Source organism: Paenibacillus sp. UNC496MF, assembly GCF_900113915.1.
GTDB classification, from domain to species: Bacteria; Bacillota; Bacilli; order Paenibacillales; family Paenibacillaceae; genus Paenibacillus_Z; species Paenibacillus_Z artemisiicola.
Map to the genome: position 1 here is coordinate 165,911 of NZ_FORE01000009.1, position 16,149 is coordinate 182,059.

The following is a 16,149-nucleotide window of genomic DNA, read 5'->3' on the forward strand; positions in this document are numbered from 1 at the left end:
CGGTAGGTTCCCTGCTACCAGTGTATGAACCGTTGCGCGGGCGATATGCCGTTGAGCGGCGGCGGAGGGCGACGAAGCGAAAATCGCAGAAAAAAGCCGCTCCGGCGTCATCGTCGACGTTTGCCGGAGCGGCTTCCTGCAGGCCCGCGAGCGATTACCGCGCGATTGTCGCGGGTCTCATTGCGCGCATCTTCGCCTGAGCGGCGCGCGTTCTGCCGAGGATCGCATGATACAGGATGGGAATGACAAGCAGACTGATCAAGGTCGAGCTGATCATCCCGCCAACGACGACAATCCCGAGCGTCTGCGAGACGATGGCGTCCCCGCTTCCGAGCACGCATAAAGGAAGCAGCGTCAAGACGGTCGTGACCGCCGTCATGAGCACCGGACGCACGCGGGTAACCGTCCCCTCCAGGATCGCCTCCGTCGGGCTCATGCCCTGCGCCAAAAGGCGTTCGATCTTATCGACGAGCACGATCCCGTTCGTCACCACGATGCCCGACAGCATCAGCAGGCCGACGAGCGAGGCCAAATTCCATTCCAGTCCGCAGGCCAGCATGCCGACGATCGATCCGATGAACGCCAAGGGGATGCAGGCGATTACGGTGACCGGCGCTCTCCAGCTGCGGAACGCGAGACTTATGATAATGAGGATCAGCAGCACGGATACCGCTAATGCGATGCCCGCTTCAATCATCATCTGGTTCACTTGGGCGGTTATGCCGTTCATCGTGAAGTGAACGCCCGCAGGCAGCGCCATCTTGTCCAAGAGCCGGTGCACGTCGCGGGATACGCCCTCCACGTCTCTGGACGTGATGTTCGCGGCGACGCTGGCGAAGGGCTTGCCGTCCGCTTCCTGAATCACCGACTGTCCGGTCAGGGGCGCAAGCGAAGCCAATTGGTCCAGCCGGTAGGTCCGGCCGTCCGTTCCCGCGAACGTCTCTTGGCCGAGCTGCGTGAGAATGTCCGTGACGGGGTCGGACACATAGCCGGATTGCCCGCTTCGCGCCGCCAGATCGGTCCGAAGCTCGAACGGAATGACTTGCCCTCCCGCCTTCATATCGATTCGCGTCCCATCGGCCAAATACGCGCCGACCCGGTCATAGACCGCTTCCGGCGAGACGCCGGATTGCGTCAAGGCCTCCCGGTTCAGCGTCAATCGATGCCTCGGCACGGCGTCTTCCTTCTCGTCGGCGGCACCCGCGACGCTGAGGCCTTGAACGTTCATCAGACTGCTCCTTGCCATCCGGGCGGCATTCTCGAGCGTCAAGGCGTCGGCTCCGCTGAAGTTGATCTTCAGCTGCGAATCGTCGCCGGCGATATTCTGATTCGTCACCGTGCATACGGCGCCCCCGGCAAGACCCGTAAGCCGCTGCGTCAGGTCCGCCGTCACGGCATCGACATCCGCCTTCTTCTGCACCGAGACGGCGATGTTGGCGATCGTGCCGCTCTGGATCCAGCCGCCGCCCGCGTCGAACACGTCGTCGAATTGCGGGGTGAAGGTCGAGCCCAGGACAGAGGAGAACGAAGCGACGTCCTCGTCCGATTTTAGCGTTTGCTCCATTCGTTTGACCGCCGCATCCATCTGCGCGAGCGGCGTGTCTTGGGGAAATTCCAACTGAACGTTAATTTGACCGGATTTCGCGGCCGGCAAAAAGTTGATCGGCAGAAAAGCCGCCCCCGTCACCGAAAGCGCGAAAAGCACGACGAACGCAGCCGTAATCCGGCCGCGTCGCGGGACCGACCAGCGAAGAACGGGTTTCCAAAAGGAATCGAGCGAGACGGCCCGCTCCGTCCGTTGTCCATGACGCCATAGATGGTAGAACGCCGGCACGACGAACATGGCCACAAGCAGCGACGTCAACAGGGCGATGACGACCGACCAGGCAAACCCGGAGAAAGCGGCCCCGATCATGCCTCCGGCCAGGGAGATCGGAATATAGACGGCAACCGTCGTCGCCGTAGAGGCGACGATAGCCGGAAGCATTTCCCTTACCGCTTCGGCAATGAGACCGGCGTTCATCCGGCTTCCGGTTTCGCGGGCTCTGCGGTACACATTGTCCAGAATGACGATCGAATCGTCGATCACCCTGCCCATCGCCGCGATCAGTCCCGATACGGTCAGCAAGTTGAGGCTGATGCCCATCGTTTTGAGCAGTCCCGTCGTGGCCAAGAAGCACACGGGCAGCGACAGCGCGATAAGCGCCGTGGAGCGCGCGTTGCGGAAGAACAGAAAGACGCACGCCATGGAAAGCAGGCAGCCGAGCAGACCTTCCCTCAGCAAGCCTTGCAACGCGGAGCCGACCATCGCGCCTTGATCGAGCAGCACGGAAAGCGCGACCCCGTGCTCCCGGAGGGCGGGAATATCCTGGATCCGCCCGCGGATCAAATCGCTGACGGCGGTAATATTCGCGGACGGGGATTTCAGCACGTCGATGACGACGCTCGGCTGGCCGTCGGTCCTCGCAATCGTCTGCACGTCCACGATCGACCGCGACACGTCCGCGATTTCCGAGAGGGCGACCTTCCGTCCCCCCGGAGCATGAATCGGCAGCCGGGCCAGATCTTGCTCGCTCCGGCACCCTCCGGTCACGGTCAAGGGGAACGAAACCTCGCTGCTCGTGATTTTGCCCTGCACGTCCGGCGTATCGATCCCGCCGCCAAGCGCCCGTTTGACATCCGCGATCGTCAAGCCGGCTTGATGCAGGTCAGCCATTCGTATCGTCACTTGATACCCGTCCTGTCCGGCGCCGGTTACGCGCACGCCGCTTACGCCGGGGAGCTTCTGCAATTCGCCCGCGACTTGGGCTTGAATCGTCGTGCGCAGCGATTGCTCGTCCGCTTCTCCCGAAGGACTCGTCAAGCTTAATCTCATGATCGGAAATGAACTCGTGCTTACCCGTTCGACGACCGGCCTGTCCAGATTCGCGGGCAGCCGCACTTGCTGGAGAAGCAGGTTCACGTCGTTCTCCGCGCGGGTCATGTCGTATTGCACCGGGAAATAAAGGCTCATGAGCAGCCCGTCGTCGAAGCTGTTCGTTTCCAACGTTTGGAGGCCGTTCACTTTGCGAATCGACTGTTCGATCGGCTCCGTAACCGCAGCTTTGATGCGATCCGCCGGCATGTCGGGCGCATGAAGCGAAATCATCAATGTCGGATTACTGATCGGCGGCAAGTAATCCCGCTGCATCTGAAATGCGGATATCCCGCCCCATGCCAGGATGATCGCGAGCGAGCTGATCAGCAATACCGACCGTTTCATGATTGCTTCGATTACACGGGTCATGTTTCGTTTCCACTCCAATCCACGATGGAATCGTCAAGCGCTGCTTGAACGGAAGAAAGAGAGCCGGCCCGATGAACGGACCGGCGGCTTCCGGATTGCAATTAGTTGATTGCGGGAGATGGCGCGCTGCTCTGCGGCTGTTCGGCCGCCTCGGCCGGCGTAAGCACTTTGGAATCTCCCGGGTACGGCTGATCGAACCCTTTCGTCGCGTACCAGGTAACGTGATTCAGCATGTTCGCGTTCACCTTGTCCGGGGCGGCGGACTTGCCGGTAAAATACGCTTGATTCGCGTTGGACCATGCCGTCCATTGCTTCTCGATCTCTTTCGCGGCTTGCGTCTGATCGGCTGCCGCGCTTTCGCTCTCTTTCGCTTCCGTGCCGGACGCCGCCGAACCCGTCATGACCGGCGCGGGCAGGTTGGAGCCCGGCTGGCCGTTCAAGGTGTCGAGCGCGATGCGATTCGGCACGACGTTATACGGCTTGAAGTCCGGCTTGTCCGTGAACAGCTCGCTGAGCGGCAGCGCCGCGGCGTCGTTCTGGTTCATCGGCGGAAGACCCAGAATTTGCTCGATCGTTCTGACCATATTGATGACGGTCCAGTAATGGCTGTCGACGATGCCTTTCTTGGCCCAAGGGCTGATGACGAGCGCCGGTTCGCGATGGCCGTCCACATGGTCCAGGCCGTTCTGCGAGTCGTCTTCGGTTACGAGAATGAGCGAATCCTTCCAGTACTTGCTGTGGGAGATGAGGTCCACGATTTTGCCGACGGCGAGGTCGTTGTCGGCTACGGCCGCCTGGGGCGTCGGCGCGCCGGTCGCCGTGCCCGAGGTATGGTCCGCCATGACCCACATTGGCATAAACTGCGGCAGGTTGTCGTTCTTCACGTATTCCTCGAACTGCTGCTTGAAAATCTCATACCGGTATTGATCCGGAATGCCGTTGTCGAACGTCGGGAACGGCTTGTACGTGATCGGATCGAGCGACGGAATATCGGTTTTCGCTTGGTAGTCCCCGATCGGCACGTGAAGCTCGCCCTGCTTCTGGCCGGACAGGATCAAATAATCGTTGTACCAATCCGTCCACGTCCCGAACGGCTTCGTGCCGGTGTACGCGGTGGTGTCTTCGCCGAAGTTGACGACCGACACGTTGTGCTTCAGGGCGTTGTCCCACAGATGGCCGGTCGAAGCGTAAGCCAGGGAATCGCCGGCGCCGCCCGGATAGCTGCGAACGTTGGCAGTGTCCGTTTCTTTATCTTCGTAGTCCGTATTCGTGCCTTGCATGACCCACTGATGACCGCTGGCCGACTGAATGCCCGAGGTATAGAAGTTATCGAGCAGCTGGTAAGAATTCGCGAGCGCGTGCAGGTTCGGCGTGACGTTTTCGCCGAACTGGGTGAGCGCAGGCTCCGAATTGCCTTTGCCCATATCGCCGAAGACTTGGTCGTACGTCCGGTTCTCCTTGATGATGTAGAAAATATGCTTGATCGTGGACGGCTCTCCGATCCGCTCGGGAATCGCGACCGGCTTCTTGTTGTTGCGCGGTTTCGCGTTCCGGCCGGAAATGTCGAACCAATCGTTGTTGGCGTACACCTCGTCCGTTCCCTTCACCAGGTCTTTCTTGGTCGGGAACGGAATCAGCGACAACGAACCCTGCTGGGCATACGAGGAGTGCCCGGACACCGAAATGCCTTGAATGGTCAATGTGCGCTCTTGTCCGAGCGAGCCGACGCCGTCGGCGTTGGCGACGAGCAGCCGGCCGTTCGCCGGATCGACGGCGAGGTCGACCGGGAACCAGGCGGTCGGCATCAGGCCCGAAAGCTGCGGGTTGGACGAATGCTTCTTCCAATCATAGACGGCGATCGCGTTATTGCGGCCCAAGCTGACCGCCAGCTGATGATCGCCGATCATCGTGACCGCGTTCGGCGCGGAACCGTTCGGCGCATCCGGGTACGGCTCGACGTCGATGGTCTGCACGACGTCATTGGTCTTCGCGTCGATGACGGATACCGTGTCGCTATTCGTGTTCGCCACGAATACCTGATTGTCGGCTACCGTCATGCGCGCGGGCTGGAGCCCAACCTCCACGTTCTTGACGACCGTGTTGGTCGCGAGATCGACGACCGATACCGTGCCGTTCGCCGAGCTTCCCGTGGGCTCGGCCACGATCGGCGTGCCGGAGGAATCGACGGTGAAGTCGCCCGGCTCGGCCGTTCGGCCGCCGACGTTCGTCACATAGGCGAAGTTACCGCTTACAACAACGCTGGTCGGCGCGCTTCCGACCGGGATCCGGGCGGTCAGCTGGTACGTTTGCAGATCGAGAACGCCGAGGGTGTTGTCGCGGTTCAGAGCGACGAGAAGCGTTTTGCCATCGGGGCCGACCATGATGTCCTGCGGATTAATATTGCCGCCTACCGCGGCTTGGGGCAGGTCCACGGTTTTTTCGATGGTCGGCGTTCCGTCGGCGGCCAGGGACATGATCACGACTTTCCCTGTCGAACCGGAGGAGCCCGTCGCGTACAGATGGCTGCCGTCCGGCGAGTAGGCCAGTCCCCACATGGTGGACAGCTTCAGAGGAAAGTTCGCCGTAAGCAGCTTTCCCGTTGCCAGGTCCACGACATTGATCCCGTTCCCGCCGTAATTGCTCCGGCCGATCAACGCTGCCGCGGTTTTGCCGTCCGGGCGCACTTTGACCGAAATCGGATTGCCGCCGAATTCCAGCTGCTGCCCGGCCGGCGTCACGAACTGGTTCACGTCCGTCAGGACCGATCCGTCGTCTTGGCGTCCGACCGTGTTCGTCCCGAACGGATTGCCGACGTTCGCGTACACGCTTCCCGCGCCCAAAAGCACGGTGCCGACCGCGGCGATGACGGACAGCTTCTTCTTGCCGATCTTCCTTCCTGTTTTGGCCAATTTAATGATGCCTCCCGCTCCGAATTAGTCCTTGTAAGACCTCATTAACCGTAATGAAGATTTGTAAGGAAAGTGTAAGGCTCAAGTGTAGATCATGTAAAAATTGCCAATTCGTTCGATGTACCCGGTTCCTATGTTCTATTACGGGCGCGATCGAATTTTTCTTTCCGGCCCCTCCGTCCCTTGCTCCGGGATCGGGAAGGGAGCGGGTCATCGATGAATCAGGCTTCAGAAACCAGAGGCTGTTACGAAAAGAAAAACGGCCGCCCGTGAAAGGCAGCCGTTACTAACGATAGCTCAAAAATACCGTGCGGCGCGGCGAAGACAGGCCCTTACGGGTACTGCGATTCCGTCCGCTCTCGGGGGAGCGCCCGGCCCTAGCCCTCGCTTCCGCCGCGCAGGCTGCCGCTGACGAACGCGGCGAAATGCCCGGCCGTGAACGCCATTCCGGCTCCCGGTATCGAAGTCCTGGCCCGCAGGCCTAGCGATAGAATGACGAACAGCTCCGCCGTTCGCGCCGCGTCGACCGAGGCCGGAATCACCCCGTGCCGCTGCCCCGTCTCGATCCAGCGCCGCGAGAAGAGGACGGGCCGCTCGTAAAATTGCCGCAGCACGCCGGCGACGGCCGGGTCGTCTTCCTTGCCGAGCAGGTACATGAGCACCTTGTTGGTGGGACTGCCGGCGTCCTCCAATTCCGCGAACTGCTTCGCCAACATCTCCATGGGCTGCTCGAAGTCCCCGGGATGCCGCTCGACTTGCTTCTCGAACCGTTCGTTCGTGGCCGTCAGGCTTTCCTCCAGCACCCAGGCGAACAGCTCGTACTTGCTCTTCACGTAATGGAAGATCGCCCCCTTCGACAGCTCGGAACGTTCCATGATATCCTTCATCGTAATGACGTGGCAGCCTTTCTCCCCGATCAGCGCCTTCGTCGCCTCCAGCAGCTGCCGGGTCGTCTGCTGTCTCCGCTCTTCCTGCTTCATCGCGCGCTCCTCCGTTTGGCGGTTATTGGTTTAATTATACATACAGACCGTCGGTTTGTGAAGCGAATGAAAAATAGGCGAGCGTTCGATGGACACGCGCAAAAAGGAGCCGCTCTTCGCGGCTCCCCACTCGTCATGCGCGCCGCGACTCCGCCCGCAAGAGCAGGCTTCGCACATAATCGTCCAGCCGTTCCACGATCAGCGCTTTCGTCAAGCCTTGCGCGCCGAGCTCCGTCCAGCCGCCGAATACGCCGGGCTCCCAGTAGGCGATGTCGATCAGAGATACGAAGTCCCAATACGGATCGTACGCGAACGCTTCGCCCGCATGCCGGCGGTAGGCGTCCAGAAACGCGTCGGCCGCCGCCGGACCGTGCAGTTGCGCCAGATCCGCGCGGCAATGGCCGACGTCGAGGCCGGGCGCGCCGATGCAGCCGTTCGGCCAGTCGACGATGCCGCTGACCTCGCCGCCGGACCAGAGCACGTTCGCCGCATGGAAGTCGCGGTGAATGAACCGCGGCTCGTACGCCGGCGGCGGCGCGAGCGCGATGCGCGCGGCTTGCGTCCAGGCATCCGGCACCCGCGACCAAGCGGACGCGTCCATCTTCGCGGCGTCGGCGTAGCGAGCATGCGTCCACCGCGCGCCGCCTCCCGCGTCCGCGGCGTGCAGCGCCGCCAGCGCCCGCGCGATGCCTTCGAGCCAGCGCCCCATCTCCCGCGGCGCCAAGACGACCTCGCCTTCGAGCCGCGTCATCAGCACGGCCGGCATGCCGCTGCCGTCGCCGGCTTCGTCGAGCGCGACGAGCTTCGGCGCCCTCGCGCCCGTTAACGCGGACGCCGTCTCCAGGCTCCACGCCTCGTGCCGGGCCGCGTCCGGCTCTTCCCGCAGCCACTCCGCGTTGTTGAACAACCCGCAGGACGTACTCCCGCTCCGCGTCTCCGGCGCGCACCCGCAGCGCGTACACGAGCGACGACGTGCCGCCGCGCAGCCGCTCCGCCGCGACGACCGCCGCGTCGGCCGCGACCGCGGCGGCCGCCCGCTTCAATGCTTGCGCGCTTAAATTCTCAATCATAGCCGCCCTCCGCTTCCGGCAATGCCTTGTACGCTGCCTTGCTCTCCGCGACCCCGCGGACGTATCTGAGATCCGCCAGCTGCCGCGCGTCGTCCGTGATGTCGCAATGCTCCGTCGACCAATGCATCGACTTCGTTTCGCCGGCAGCAGTGACCGTCCAGCTGTCATCCGTATGCGGCTCTTGACCGCATCCCGGGTTCTCCGGCTCCAGCTTCTTCTTCCCCATGACGTCGATCTCCCGCATCCGCGCGTAGATGTCCCGCATTTCTTGTTCCGACAGCGCGAGATCGGCCGTGGCCGTGCCGTTTACAATAAGATCCTTCGTGATCGTATCGTCGTACGTGTCGACCTCGTTCTTGCCGCCGCCGTAGCCGTACTTGAGCTCGAAATCGAAGTCGGCCGGCATGTCCGCCGGCATCGCGGTTGCCTTGCCCTCCGCCGGTTGCCGTTTATCCGCCAAGTAACCCCCGTCCCCGCCGCAGCCGCCGGCGATGATCGCGGCCGCAAGCGCGAGCAGGATTCTCCCGCCCGTCCCTATCATGGCGATTCCCCCTTTGGCTACCTAGACGAACGAAGCCGGGATAGGTTGCAGCTTGCGAGGAACAAAATGGAAGCGCGGCGCCTCTATGAACGGCTCAACGCGCCGACGGCAGAAGGCCGGCTGCTCCCGGCAGCCGGCCTTGCGCAAGCTCGATCGTTCGCGGCGCTTACTTCAGCCGCTCCAGCATGTCGGCCAGCCTCGCGTACGAGTCGCGGACGCCGCGCTCCATGTCGGATTGCAGCATCCCGTCCCGGCCTTCGACCGAGCGGAACACGGATTCCATGACGATGCGCGTCCGGCCGCCGGGCAGCTCGTGGAACAACGCGGTCTCCAGCGTCACGTGCCCGCGTTCCGGCATGCCTTCGAATTCGAACGTCTGAATGATCCGTTCCGGCGCCGTCACCTCGTGGAACACGCCGCGGAACCCGTATTCGTTGCCCGCCGCATCCGCGTGCACGTACCGGTAGAAACCGCCGTCGCGCGGTTCGAACGTCTCCAGCTTCATCGTCAATTCGCGCGGCCCGAGCCACTCGGCGTACAGCTCGGGATCCGTGAACGCGCGGAAGACGAGCTCCCGCGGCGCGTCGAACTCCCTCGTAATGCCAATCGTCTGCTTGCCCGGCTCCGCCGTAATCAGCGTGTCATACCCGTTCGTCATCGTTTCGATCCTTCCCTTCGATTGATTTGGCGGCTGAACCGGCTGCGGAATCGGCGGCCAAGCGCTCCTTCTCGCGCTTCAAGACGGCATCCAGCGCCTCGAACCGCTTGCTCCACAGATTCCGGTACCGTTTGGCCCATTCTTCCACTTCCAGCAGCGCGTCCGGGTTCATGCGGTAAATGCGCTGCTGGGCCCGTTTCTCCACGTCCACGACGCGCGTCTCGCGCAAGATTTTCAAATGCTGCGAGATCGCCTGCGGGCTGATGGAGTAGCGGCTGGAAATGTCCGTGGCGGACAGCTGGCCGTTCGCGGCCAGCAGCTCCATGATCGATCTTCTCGTGGGGTCTGCAATCGCTGTAAAGGTGTCCATGGGTTTATAATAAATCAAAACCTTAATTAAGTAAATGATTTAATAAAAATTTTCCTTCATCCTCGGCACCGGCTTTTTCGGTTTCATGCGGCAGCGGCCTGATCTCCCTTGGCGAACGCGCAAAAAGGCGGCCGCTCCCGTTGCCGGGCCGCCGCCTTCCGCCTTCCGCCTTCCGTCTTCCGTCTTCCGTCTTCCACCTCTATCCGCTTATCCCCGATCTTCAGCCGGCGTTCCCCGCGAGCGGTTCGTCCTCGTCCAGCCACACGTCCTTGAACTCGATCCAGCCGAGCGAATTCAAGCCGACGCCTTTGATGTGCGGGTTGTAAAACGTATTTTGCTTCTTGTGCGTCAGAAACAGGACACGCGCCTCTTCCCGCAGCCGCCGCTCGATCTCGGCCAGCCCGCGCGCGCGGTCCTCCGGCCGCCTGCGCCCGAGCGCCGCGTCGATCCGTTCTTCCGTCCACGCGAGCAGCTCGCCGTCCAAATGTTCCCGCATGAAGTTGCCGTGCTGCGCGTACAGCTCGATGAGCGAAACGTCGTCCTCGTCGAAGACGACGCAGTACAGCAGCGCGTCGACCGCGCCCAGCATGCCCTGCTCGCGAACCGATTCGTGATCGCCGGTGCGCACCTCGACCGCGATGCCCGCCGCGCCCAGCTCCCGCTGCAGCCACCTCGCGTCCGGCTCGTGCAGCCCGTACGTGCCGATGACGATCGGACGCCCGTCGTAGCCGCTTTCCCGAAGCAGCCCGGCGGCCCGGTCGGGATCGAAACGGATCGGACCCAGGGCGAGCCGCTCCTCCGGATGGAAGCCGGCCGCCGGATAAAGCCGGTCTTCGCCGAGCTCGCGGATGAGCCGGGCGCGGTCGACGAGCAGATGCGCGGCTTGCCGGAAGGCCGCGGAGCGCTGCGGCCCTTCCTTGCGCATGTTCCACGTCAGCATGGAGCACCCGTTGCAGACGGACTCCATGACCTCCCAATCGCTCTCCGGCCGCGCCACGGCGGCTTCGTCCTTCATGAGCAGCTGCTCCCAGCTCTTCGAGTAGGCGATCGTATCCGCCGGCATGGTCACGATCGCGACGCCGTCCAGATGGGCGCGCCCCTTGAAGTAACCGGGATTGGCGCGCAGCTCGAACCGGTCGGCGGTCCAGGCCTCGAAGCGGAACGGCCCCGTGCCGACGGGCCGGTTCCAAAATTCATCGTCCTGCTCCGCCAAATCGTGCGGGACGATCGACATCGCCGGCGAGCATAGAAACCGCGGAAACAGCCAGTTGGGCTTCGCGAGCGCGATCCTCACGGTCCGCTGCCCGACGGCCTCGACGCTGTCGACGGACCGGACGAACCAGCCGGAAGCATAGTCGCCCCGCAGCCGTTCCAGCGAATAGACGACGTCGGCGGCGCTCAGCTCCCTGCCGTGGTGGAACTGCACGCCTTTGCGCAGATGGAACGTCCATTCCGTGCCGCACTCGTCGTGGGTCCAGGCATGCGCCAGCGAAGGCGTGAATTTGTCCGTCTCGCGGTCGTACAGCAGCAGCGTATCGAAAATTTGCTTGACCATATGCGCGCTGATCGCATAGTACAGATTCCGCGGGTCGAGCGTCACGATCGGCTTATAGACCGGCAAGGACAGCATGTCGGCCCCTTCGTCCTCGCCTAACCGCACCTTCCGGTAGCCGAACTGCCCGTTCAGCCACGCCACGAACGTCTCCCTCGCGCCCGTCCCGCCGCCGTGCTCGCCGAGCAGCTCGAACGCCTGCTTGTATTCGCCGGTCGCGGCCAGCTGCCGCGCCGCCTCGAGCAGCTTCGCCTCGTACCCGTGCAGAAACGTCAGCTGCGACCGGTTGCCCCGGCCGCGTCCCGCCTGCCAATCGACGAAGCCCTCGTCGATCAGCTTGCGCAGGATGAGCTTCACGTTGCGCGGCGAGCAGAACAGCGCTTCTGCCAGCTGGTCGAGCGTGACTTCCACCGGCTGCCCCGCCCCCGCCTCGCCGGCGAAGCGCGCGTACAGCGTCAAATACCGTTCATAGGTCAACATCGCTTCAGCCTCCGTTCGGTTCCGTGTTGCCAAAAGGGGAACGCGTTGAGTATGATTCTACACTTTTTACGCCCTTGCCGTCACGCGATAATGAGGATGCGACGCACCGATACCGCATGCCGGGAGGAATGGAACCCATGATGGAAACGATCTACGTGGCCGAGAAGATACGCAGCTTCCGCGAAGCGGATTGGGACCGGCGCATTCGCCGGGGCGAGTTCGTCGCTCCGGACGCGGCGGACGGCGCCGAGCCGGCTTCCGGGCAAACGAAAAAGCAGCCTGCCCGCGCGGGCAAGCTGCCTGATTCGCAACGCGGCGAATAGCGTCCGTTAGGAGCCGATGCCGTCCAGGAACGCTTCCGTCGTCCGGAGCTTCCCGATCCGCGGGAAGATGAACCGGCACGTGGCGTCATGTTCTTCTTCGCTCATCGCCGTCATGGCGTCCGTAATGAAGACTTGATCGTACCCGAGCTGAAACGCTTCCCGCGCCGTCGTCTCCACGCCGATGTTCGTCGAGATGCCGAGGAGCACGATCGTACCGATGCCGCGGCGGCGGAGCTGCAGATCGAGGTCCGTCCCGAAGAACGCGCCCCATTGGCGCTTCGTCACGACGTGGTCGCGGGGGCCGACCCCGAGCTCCGGCGCGAATTCCGCCCAGCCCTCCGGGTAGGCGCCCGACCGCGGCTCCTGATCCGTGGCGGGCTTCAAGGCTTCCTTGCCGTCGAGAAAATCGACCTTCACGAACGACACGAAGCCGTTCCGCGCGCGGAATCGTTCGACCAGCTTCGCGGCGTTGGCCACGATCTCCGGCCCTTTCGGCGACAGGCCGACGATGCCTTTTTGCAAATCGATGAGGACGAGAGCGGTTTTGGCGAAATCCAGGTTCAAAGCTTCCATGTTCGATACCCTCCGTTAAATGGGTTTAGGCGGCGCCGCGCCGTTTCGCGCGGTCGCCCGGCTGGATGCGGAGCACCATCCGCAGCAGCGGCGGAACGACGAAGAAAATGAAAAACATCCGGAACAGCTGGTAGCCCGCCACGATCGACAGATCCGCGCGGATCTCGTGCGCGATGATGCCCATCTGGTCCATGCCGCCCGGCGCGAGGCTGAGCAGGCCCGTCGCTTCGGTGACCGGCTGCAGCGCGGACAGCAGCAGCGCCATGCCGAGCGCGCCGGCGATCAGGAGCACGCCGCTGCCGAGCGCGAGCGACAGGTTCTTCAGCTTGTTCGGCAGCTGCCGCGGCCGCAGCATCAAGCCGACGTAGATGCCGATCATCAGCTGGGCGACTTCGGTGACGGTGCCGGGAAGCGCCGGTCCGTGCACCCCGGCGAGCTGCAGCGCCGCCGTCCCGATCGCCGGGCCGAGCATGTACGCGGTCGGCAGCTTGATCCGGCTGCCGAGGAGGGCGCACGCGACGCCGGCGACGGCGAAGATCAGGATGTTCGGGAACAATCCGCCCCAGGTCGGCTGCACGGCGGATGCGGCGGCCGCCGCCGTCGCCGCGGCGTCGTGCGTCTGGCCCAGGATCGGGCTGAACACGATCAGCGGCACGCAGATGACGATCATCATGAGCCGCGTGACCTGCGTGAACGTGACGGCCGTAATGTTGATGCCCTCCGTCTCTTCCGCCAGCAGGATGACCTGCGACAGCCCGCCCGGGATGCTGCCCATCAAGGCGGTTTTGTACCCCATGCCGGAGAACTTCGAGACGACGTAGGCGATGCCGGCGCAGTACGCCAGCAGCAGCACGGCCATCATCAGCATGTAAGGAAGCTGGTGCGCGATTTCCTTCAGCGCGGCCGCGGTGAGGGACAGTCCGATCGTGTAACCGACGATGATGAGCGCCGTATTGCGGAGCTGCTGCGGCCAGTAGAACCGGTTCTCGATCGCGTTGTTCGCGATCAGCATCGCGATCATCGGCCCGAGCAGCCACGGGATCGGGATGTGAAGCAGCTTGAACAGCAGTCCGCCGGCGACCGCAAGGACGATCGTCGCGACCAGGCTGCCGAGGCGGAGCGGTTTGCGCTCGCTCATGGGTCATTTCTCCTCGCTTTCTCTGTCAGAATGCCATATCATGCCGGTTTTTATGAAAAGGGGCAATATGAGCAATGATTTGCACATTTTAAGCAAAAAAAATTTCGCCTTTTCGGCGGTTCGCGCTCCGTGCCCGATGCGAAGGCTGTGATTGCGTCGAGCCGAAGGCCGATTCGATGGCCTGGATTCGCTTTCGCGTTCCGGGCTTGATTCGATAGCCTGGATTCGCCTCGACTTCCGGGATCGACTCGGGGCCAGGATTTACTTTCGACCTCCGGCATCGATTCCATAACCTAAATCCGCTTCGCGTACCGGGATCGACTCGGATCTTGGATTCGCTTCGACATCCGCGCCCGTCTATCCGAGCGCCGTACTTGCATCGGACGCTGCGTTCGTTCTAATCCGGCCGGATCAAATCCGCCACGGTATAATTGCCGAGCACCAGCGTCACTTGCGTGTTGATGTCGGCCATGATCTTCCGGAACGACTCGTTCGCCCGCTGCCCGAAGCCGTGGTTGCCGGTCGTGTCCAGCATCCGGTCCCACTGCGGCTGCTCGTCGTGAAGCGACGAATACACCTCGTACAGCGTGATTGCGCCGGGCGGGCGCGTCAGCTCGTAGCCGCCGGAGCGGCCCTGCCGGACTTCGACGATTCCGGCGTCGGCGAGCTGCGCCAATATTTTGCGAAGCGCCGTCGGCTCGCATTGGATCTGCTCCGCGATATCCGAGCTGGTTCGCAGCTCGTCGTTCGTCGCGAGCACGATGAGCGCTTGAAGGCCGAAGCCAAACCGTTTCAATTGAGCCATCGATGTTCGTGAACGCCCCTGTCTCTCTTATTGTGCCGATTTTAGCACAGTTCCCTCCGAACCGCAACCATTCCCGGGCAAACGCGCATGCGCCGGAGAGACGGCGATAGCCGCCTCCCTTCGTTCGCCGCGCCGATCGGCCGGAATGCCGAACACGATGGTGCTCGAGCTATTAAGCGTCCGCCGCGCAGCGGAAGCCGATGTTGCCGGTCGAGCTGTCCGGCGTGTTCGAGCTTCGGGCGGCGACGCGGTACCGGTTGCAGTACGACTGGTGGCACAGGTAAGAGCCGCCCCGCATGACGCGGGCCGTGCCGGAAGCGGGACCGCGCGGATCCCGGCTGCCGGGCTTGGCATGGCGGACCGAGAACCAGTCGCCGCACCATTCCCAGACATTGCCGACCATATTGTAGAGGCCGTAGCCGTTGGGCTGGAACGAGCGGACGGGCGCCGTGCCGGCATACCCGTCGGAGGCGTTGTTCTTGTCCGGGAACTTCCCCTGCCAAATGTTGCAGCGATGCTCGCCGTCCGGCTTCAGCAGATCGCCCCACGGATAGCGCTTCTGGATCAGGCCGCCGCGCGCGGCGTATTCCCATTCCGCTTCCGTCGGCAGCCGTTTGCCCGCCCACTTCGCGTAGCTCGCCGCGTCATGCCACGAGACGTGGACGACGGGATGGTCCTCCCGCCCTTCGATGCCCGAGCCCTCGCCTTCCGGCTTGTGCCAGCAGGCGCCGTCGACGGCGAGCCACCACGGCACGCCGGGCGCGGGACGGGCCGCGGCCTTCGCCGCTTCCGGCACGAAGAGATGGAAGACGAACGACCAGCCGAACCGTTCCGCTTCCGTCACGTAGCCGGTCTCGGCCGCAAACGCGGCGAACGCCGCGTTGGTCACGGCGCAGGCATCCATATAGAATGGCGACAGGCTCGCCTTCCGCACCGGCCCCTCCCCGTCCCGCGGGAACCCCTCCTCGTCGTTCGTGCCCATCAGAAATTCGCCGCCGGGCAGCAGCGCCATGCCCTGAAGACGGTCCTGCGCATGCGGCGCATGCGGAGCTTCCGCCGCGGCCGCCAGTTCATCTCCCGCCCGCGATTCCGAATCCTCCCGGATCGAGTCCGGCTCCTCCATGGTCCGTCTTCCCGCCGCGCAGCAGCAGGCCGGCTTGTCTTCCATCGACATGTTCGTCCTCTCCTTCTCCCCCGAGCGAGGCCTGCGGCGTGGGTGGATTGATCCATAAAGCCGATTCGCGCGCTTGGTGATCTTCAATGTGCTGAATGATACCCCCGCCGCCGGAGCTTGTCAATCGCAAAGCGGCAGGAGTTCCAGGTCGGCTTGGCGAAAGACTGGGCTGAAGTATCGGCGAATGATCGGGCGAACGATCGGCGAATGCCGGGCGAACGGCCAGGCGGGCGGCTTGCCCTAACGAGGCCGCCGGTTCATTCGGCCGCCGAAAACCGAAACGGAGGTTG

The 16,149-nt window shown here is 63.2% G+C and carries 13 protein-coding genes; 1 reads left to right on the top strand and 12 read right to left on the bottom strand.

All coding sequences use genetic code 11. The features are described from left to right. Positions 1-154: 154 nt before the first annotated feature. From BMZ79_RS16610 to BMZ79_RS16645, 8 genes are all read right to left on the bottom strand, one after another. Positions 155-3,286 (bottom strand): efflux RND transporter permease subunit, encoded by a 3,132-nt coding sequence (locus BMZ79_RS16610; RefSeq protein ID WP_090641795.1) that lies wholly within the window; start codon positions 3,284-3,286, stop codon positions 155-157. A 101-nt stretch (positions 3,287-3,387) separates the two neighbouring features. After that, on the bottom strand, positions 3,388-6,195 hold the full coding sequence (locus BMZ79_RS16615) for a bifunctional YncE family protein/alkaline phosphatase family protein (RefSeq protein ID WP_256252786.1): 2,808 nt from the start codon (positions 6,193-6,195) through the stop codon (positions 3,388-3,390). A gap of 377 nt (positions 6,196-6,572) precedes the next feature. Then, the gene (locus BMZ79_RS16620) at positions 6,573-7,175 is read right to left on the bottom strand and encodes a TetR/AcrR family transcriptional regulator (protein WP_090641797.1); all 603 of its coding nucleotides are present in this window, start codon (positions 7,173-7,175) and stop codon (positions 6,573-6,575) included. Between the two features lie 133 nt (positions 7,176-7,308). Further along, positions 7,309-8,082, bottom strand: coding sequence for a phosphotransferase family protein (locus BMZ79_RS16625; protein WP_143088974.1), 774 nt, complete (start codon positions 8,080-8,082; stop codon positions 7,309-7,311). Positions 8,083-8,237: 155 nt separating this feature from the next. Then, positions 8,238-8,786 (bottom strand): hypothetical protein, encoded by a 549-nt coding sequence (locus BMZ79_RS16630; RefSeq protein ID WP_090641798.1) that lies wholly within the window; start codon positions 8,784-8,786, stop codon positions 8,238-8,240. Between the two features lie 166 nt (positions 8,787-8,952). After that, positions 8,953-9,444: an SRPBCC family protein gene (locus BMZ79_RS16635; protein WP_090641799.1), complete on the bottom strand. Its 492-nt coding sequence runs from the start codon at positions 9,442-9,444 to the stop codon at positions 8,953-8,955. Continuing rightward, positions 9,428-9,814 carry an ArsR/SmtB family transcription factor gene (locus BMZ79_RS16640; protein WP_090642167.1) on the bottom strand — a complete coding sequence of 129 codons (387 nt, stop codon included), beginning with the start codon at positions 9,812-9,814 and terminating at the stop codon, positions 9,428-9,430. The genes BMZ79_RS16635 and BMZ79_RS16640 overlap by 17 nt, the downstream gene beginning before the upstream one ends. A 220-nt stretch (positions 9,815-10,034) precedes the next feature. Continuing rightward, positions 10,035-11,846 carry an ABC transporter substrate-binding protein gene (locus BMZ79_RS16645; protein WP_090641800.1) on the bottom strand — a complete coding sequence of 604 codons (1,812 nt, stop codon included), beginning with the start codon at positions 11,844-11,846 and terminating at the stop codon, positions 10,035-10,037. Between the two features lie 137 nt (positions 11,847-11,983). Here BMZ79_RS16645 and BMZ79_RS16650 point away from each other — a divergent pair, with 137 nt between their 5' ends. Continuing rightward, entirely contained in the window at positions 11,984-12,169 is a 186-nt protein-coding gene (locus tag BMZ79_RS16650) for a hypothetical protein (RefSeq protein ID WP_090641802.1), read from the top strand. A gap of 6 nt (positions 12,170-12,175) precedes the next feature. On the opposite strand, the gene BMZ79_RS16655 is transcribed toward BMZ79_RS16650, so the two are convergent. From BMZ79_RS16655 to BMZ79_RS16670, 4 genes are all read right to left on the bottom strand, one after another. Continuing rightward, positions 12,176-12,742, bottom strand: a complete 567-nt coding sequence (locus tag BMZ79_RS16655) for an isochorismatase family protein (protein ID WP_090641803.1) — start codon at positions 12,740-12,742, stop codon at positions 12,176-12,178. Positions 12,743-12,767: 25 nt separating this feature from the next. After that, positions 12,768-13,880: an AbrB family transcriptional regulator gene (locus tag BMZ79_RS16660; protein ID WP_090641805.1), complete on the bottom strand. Its 1,113-nt coding sequence runs from the start codon at positions 13,878-13,880 to the stop codon at positions 12,768-12,770. 397 nt (positions 13,881-14,277) lie between these two features. Next, a complete protein-coding gene (locus BMZ79_RS16665; protein ID WP_090641806.1) occupies positions 14,278-14,685 on the bottom strand; it encodes an RrF2 family transcriptional regulator in 408 nt (135 codons plus the stop codon). 172 nt (positions 14,686-14,857) lie between these two features. Further along, positions 14,858-15,853 (bottom strand): formylglycine-generating enzyme family protein, encoded by a 996-nt coding sequence (locus BMZ79_RS16670; protein ID WP_090642168.1) that lies wholly within the window; start codon positions 15,851-15,853, stop codon positions 14,858-14,860. Positions 15,854-16,149 lie beyond the last annotated feature (296 nt).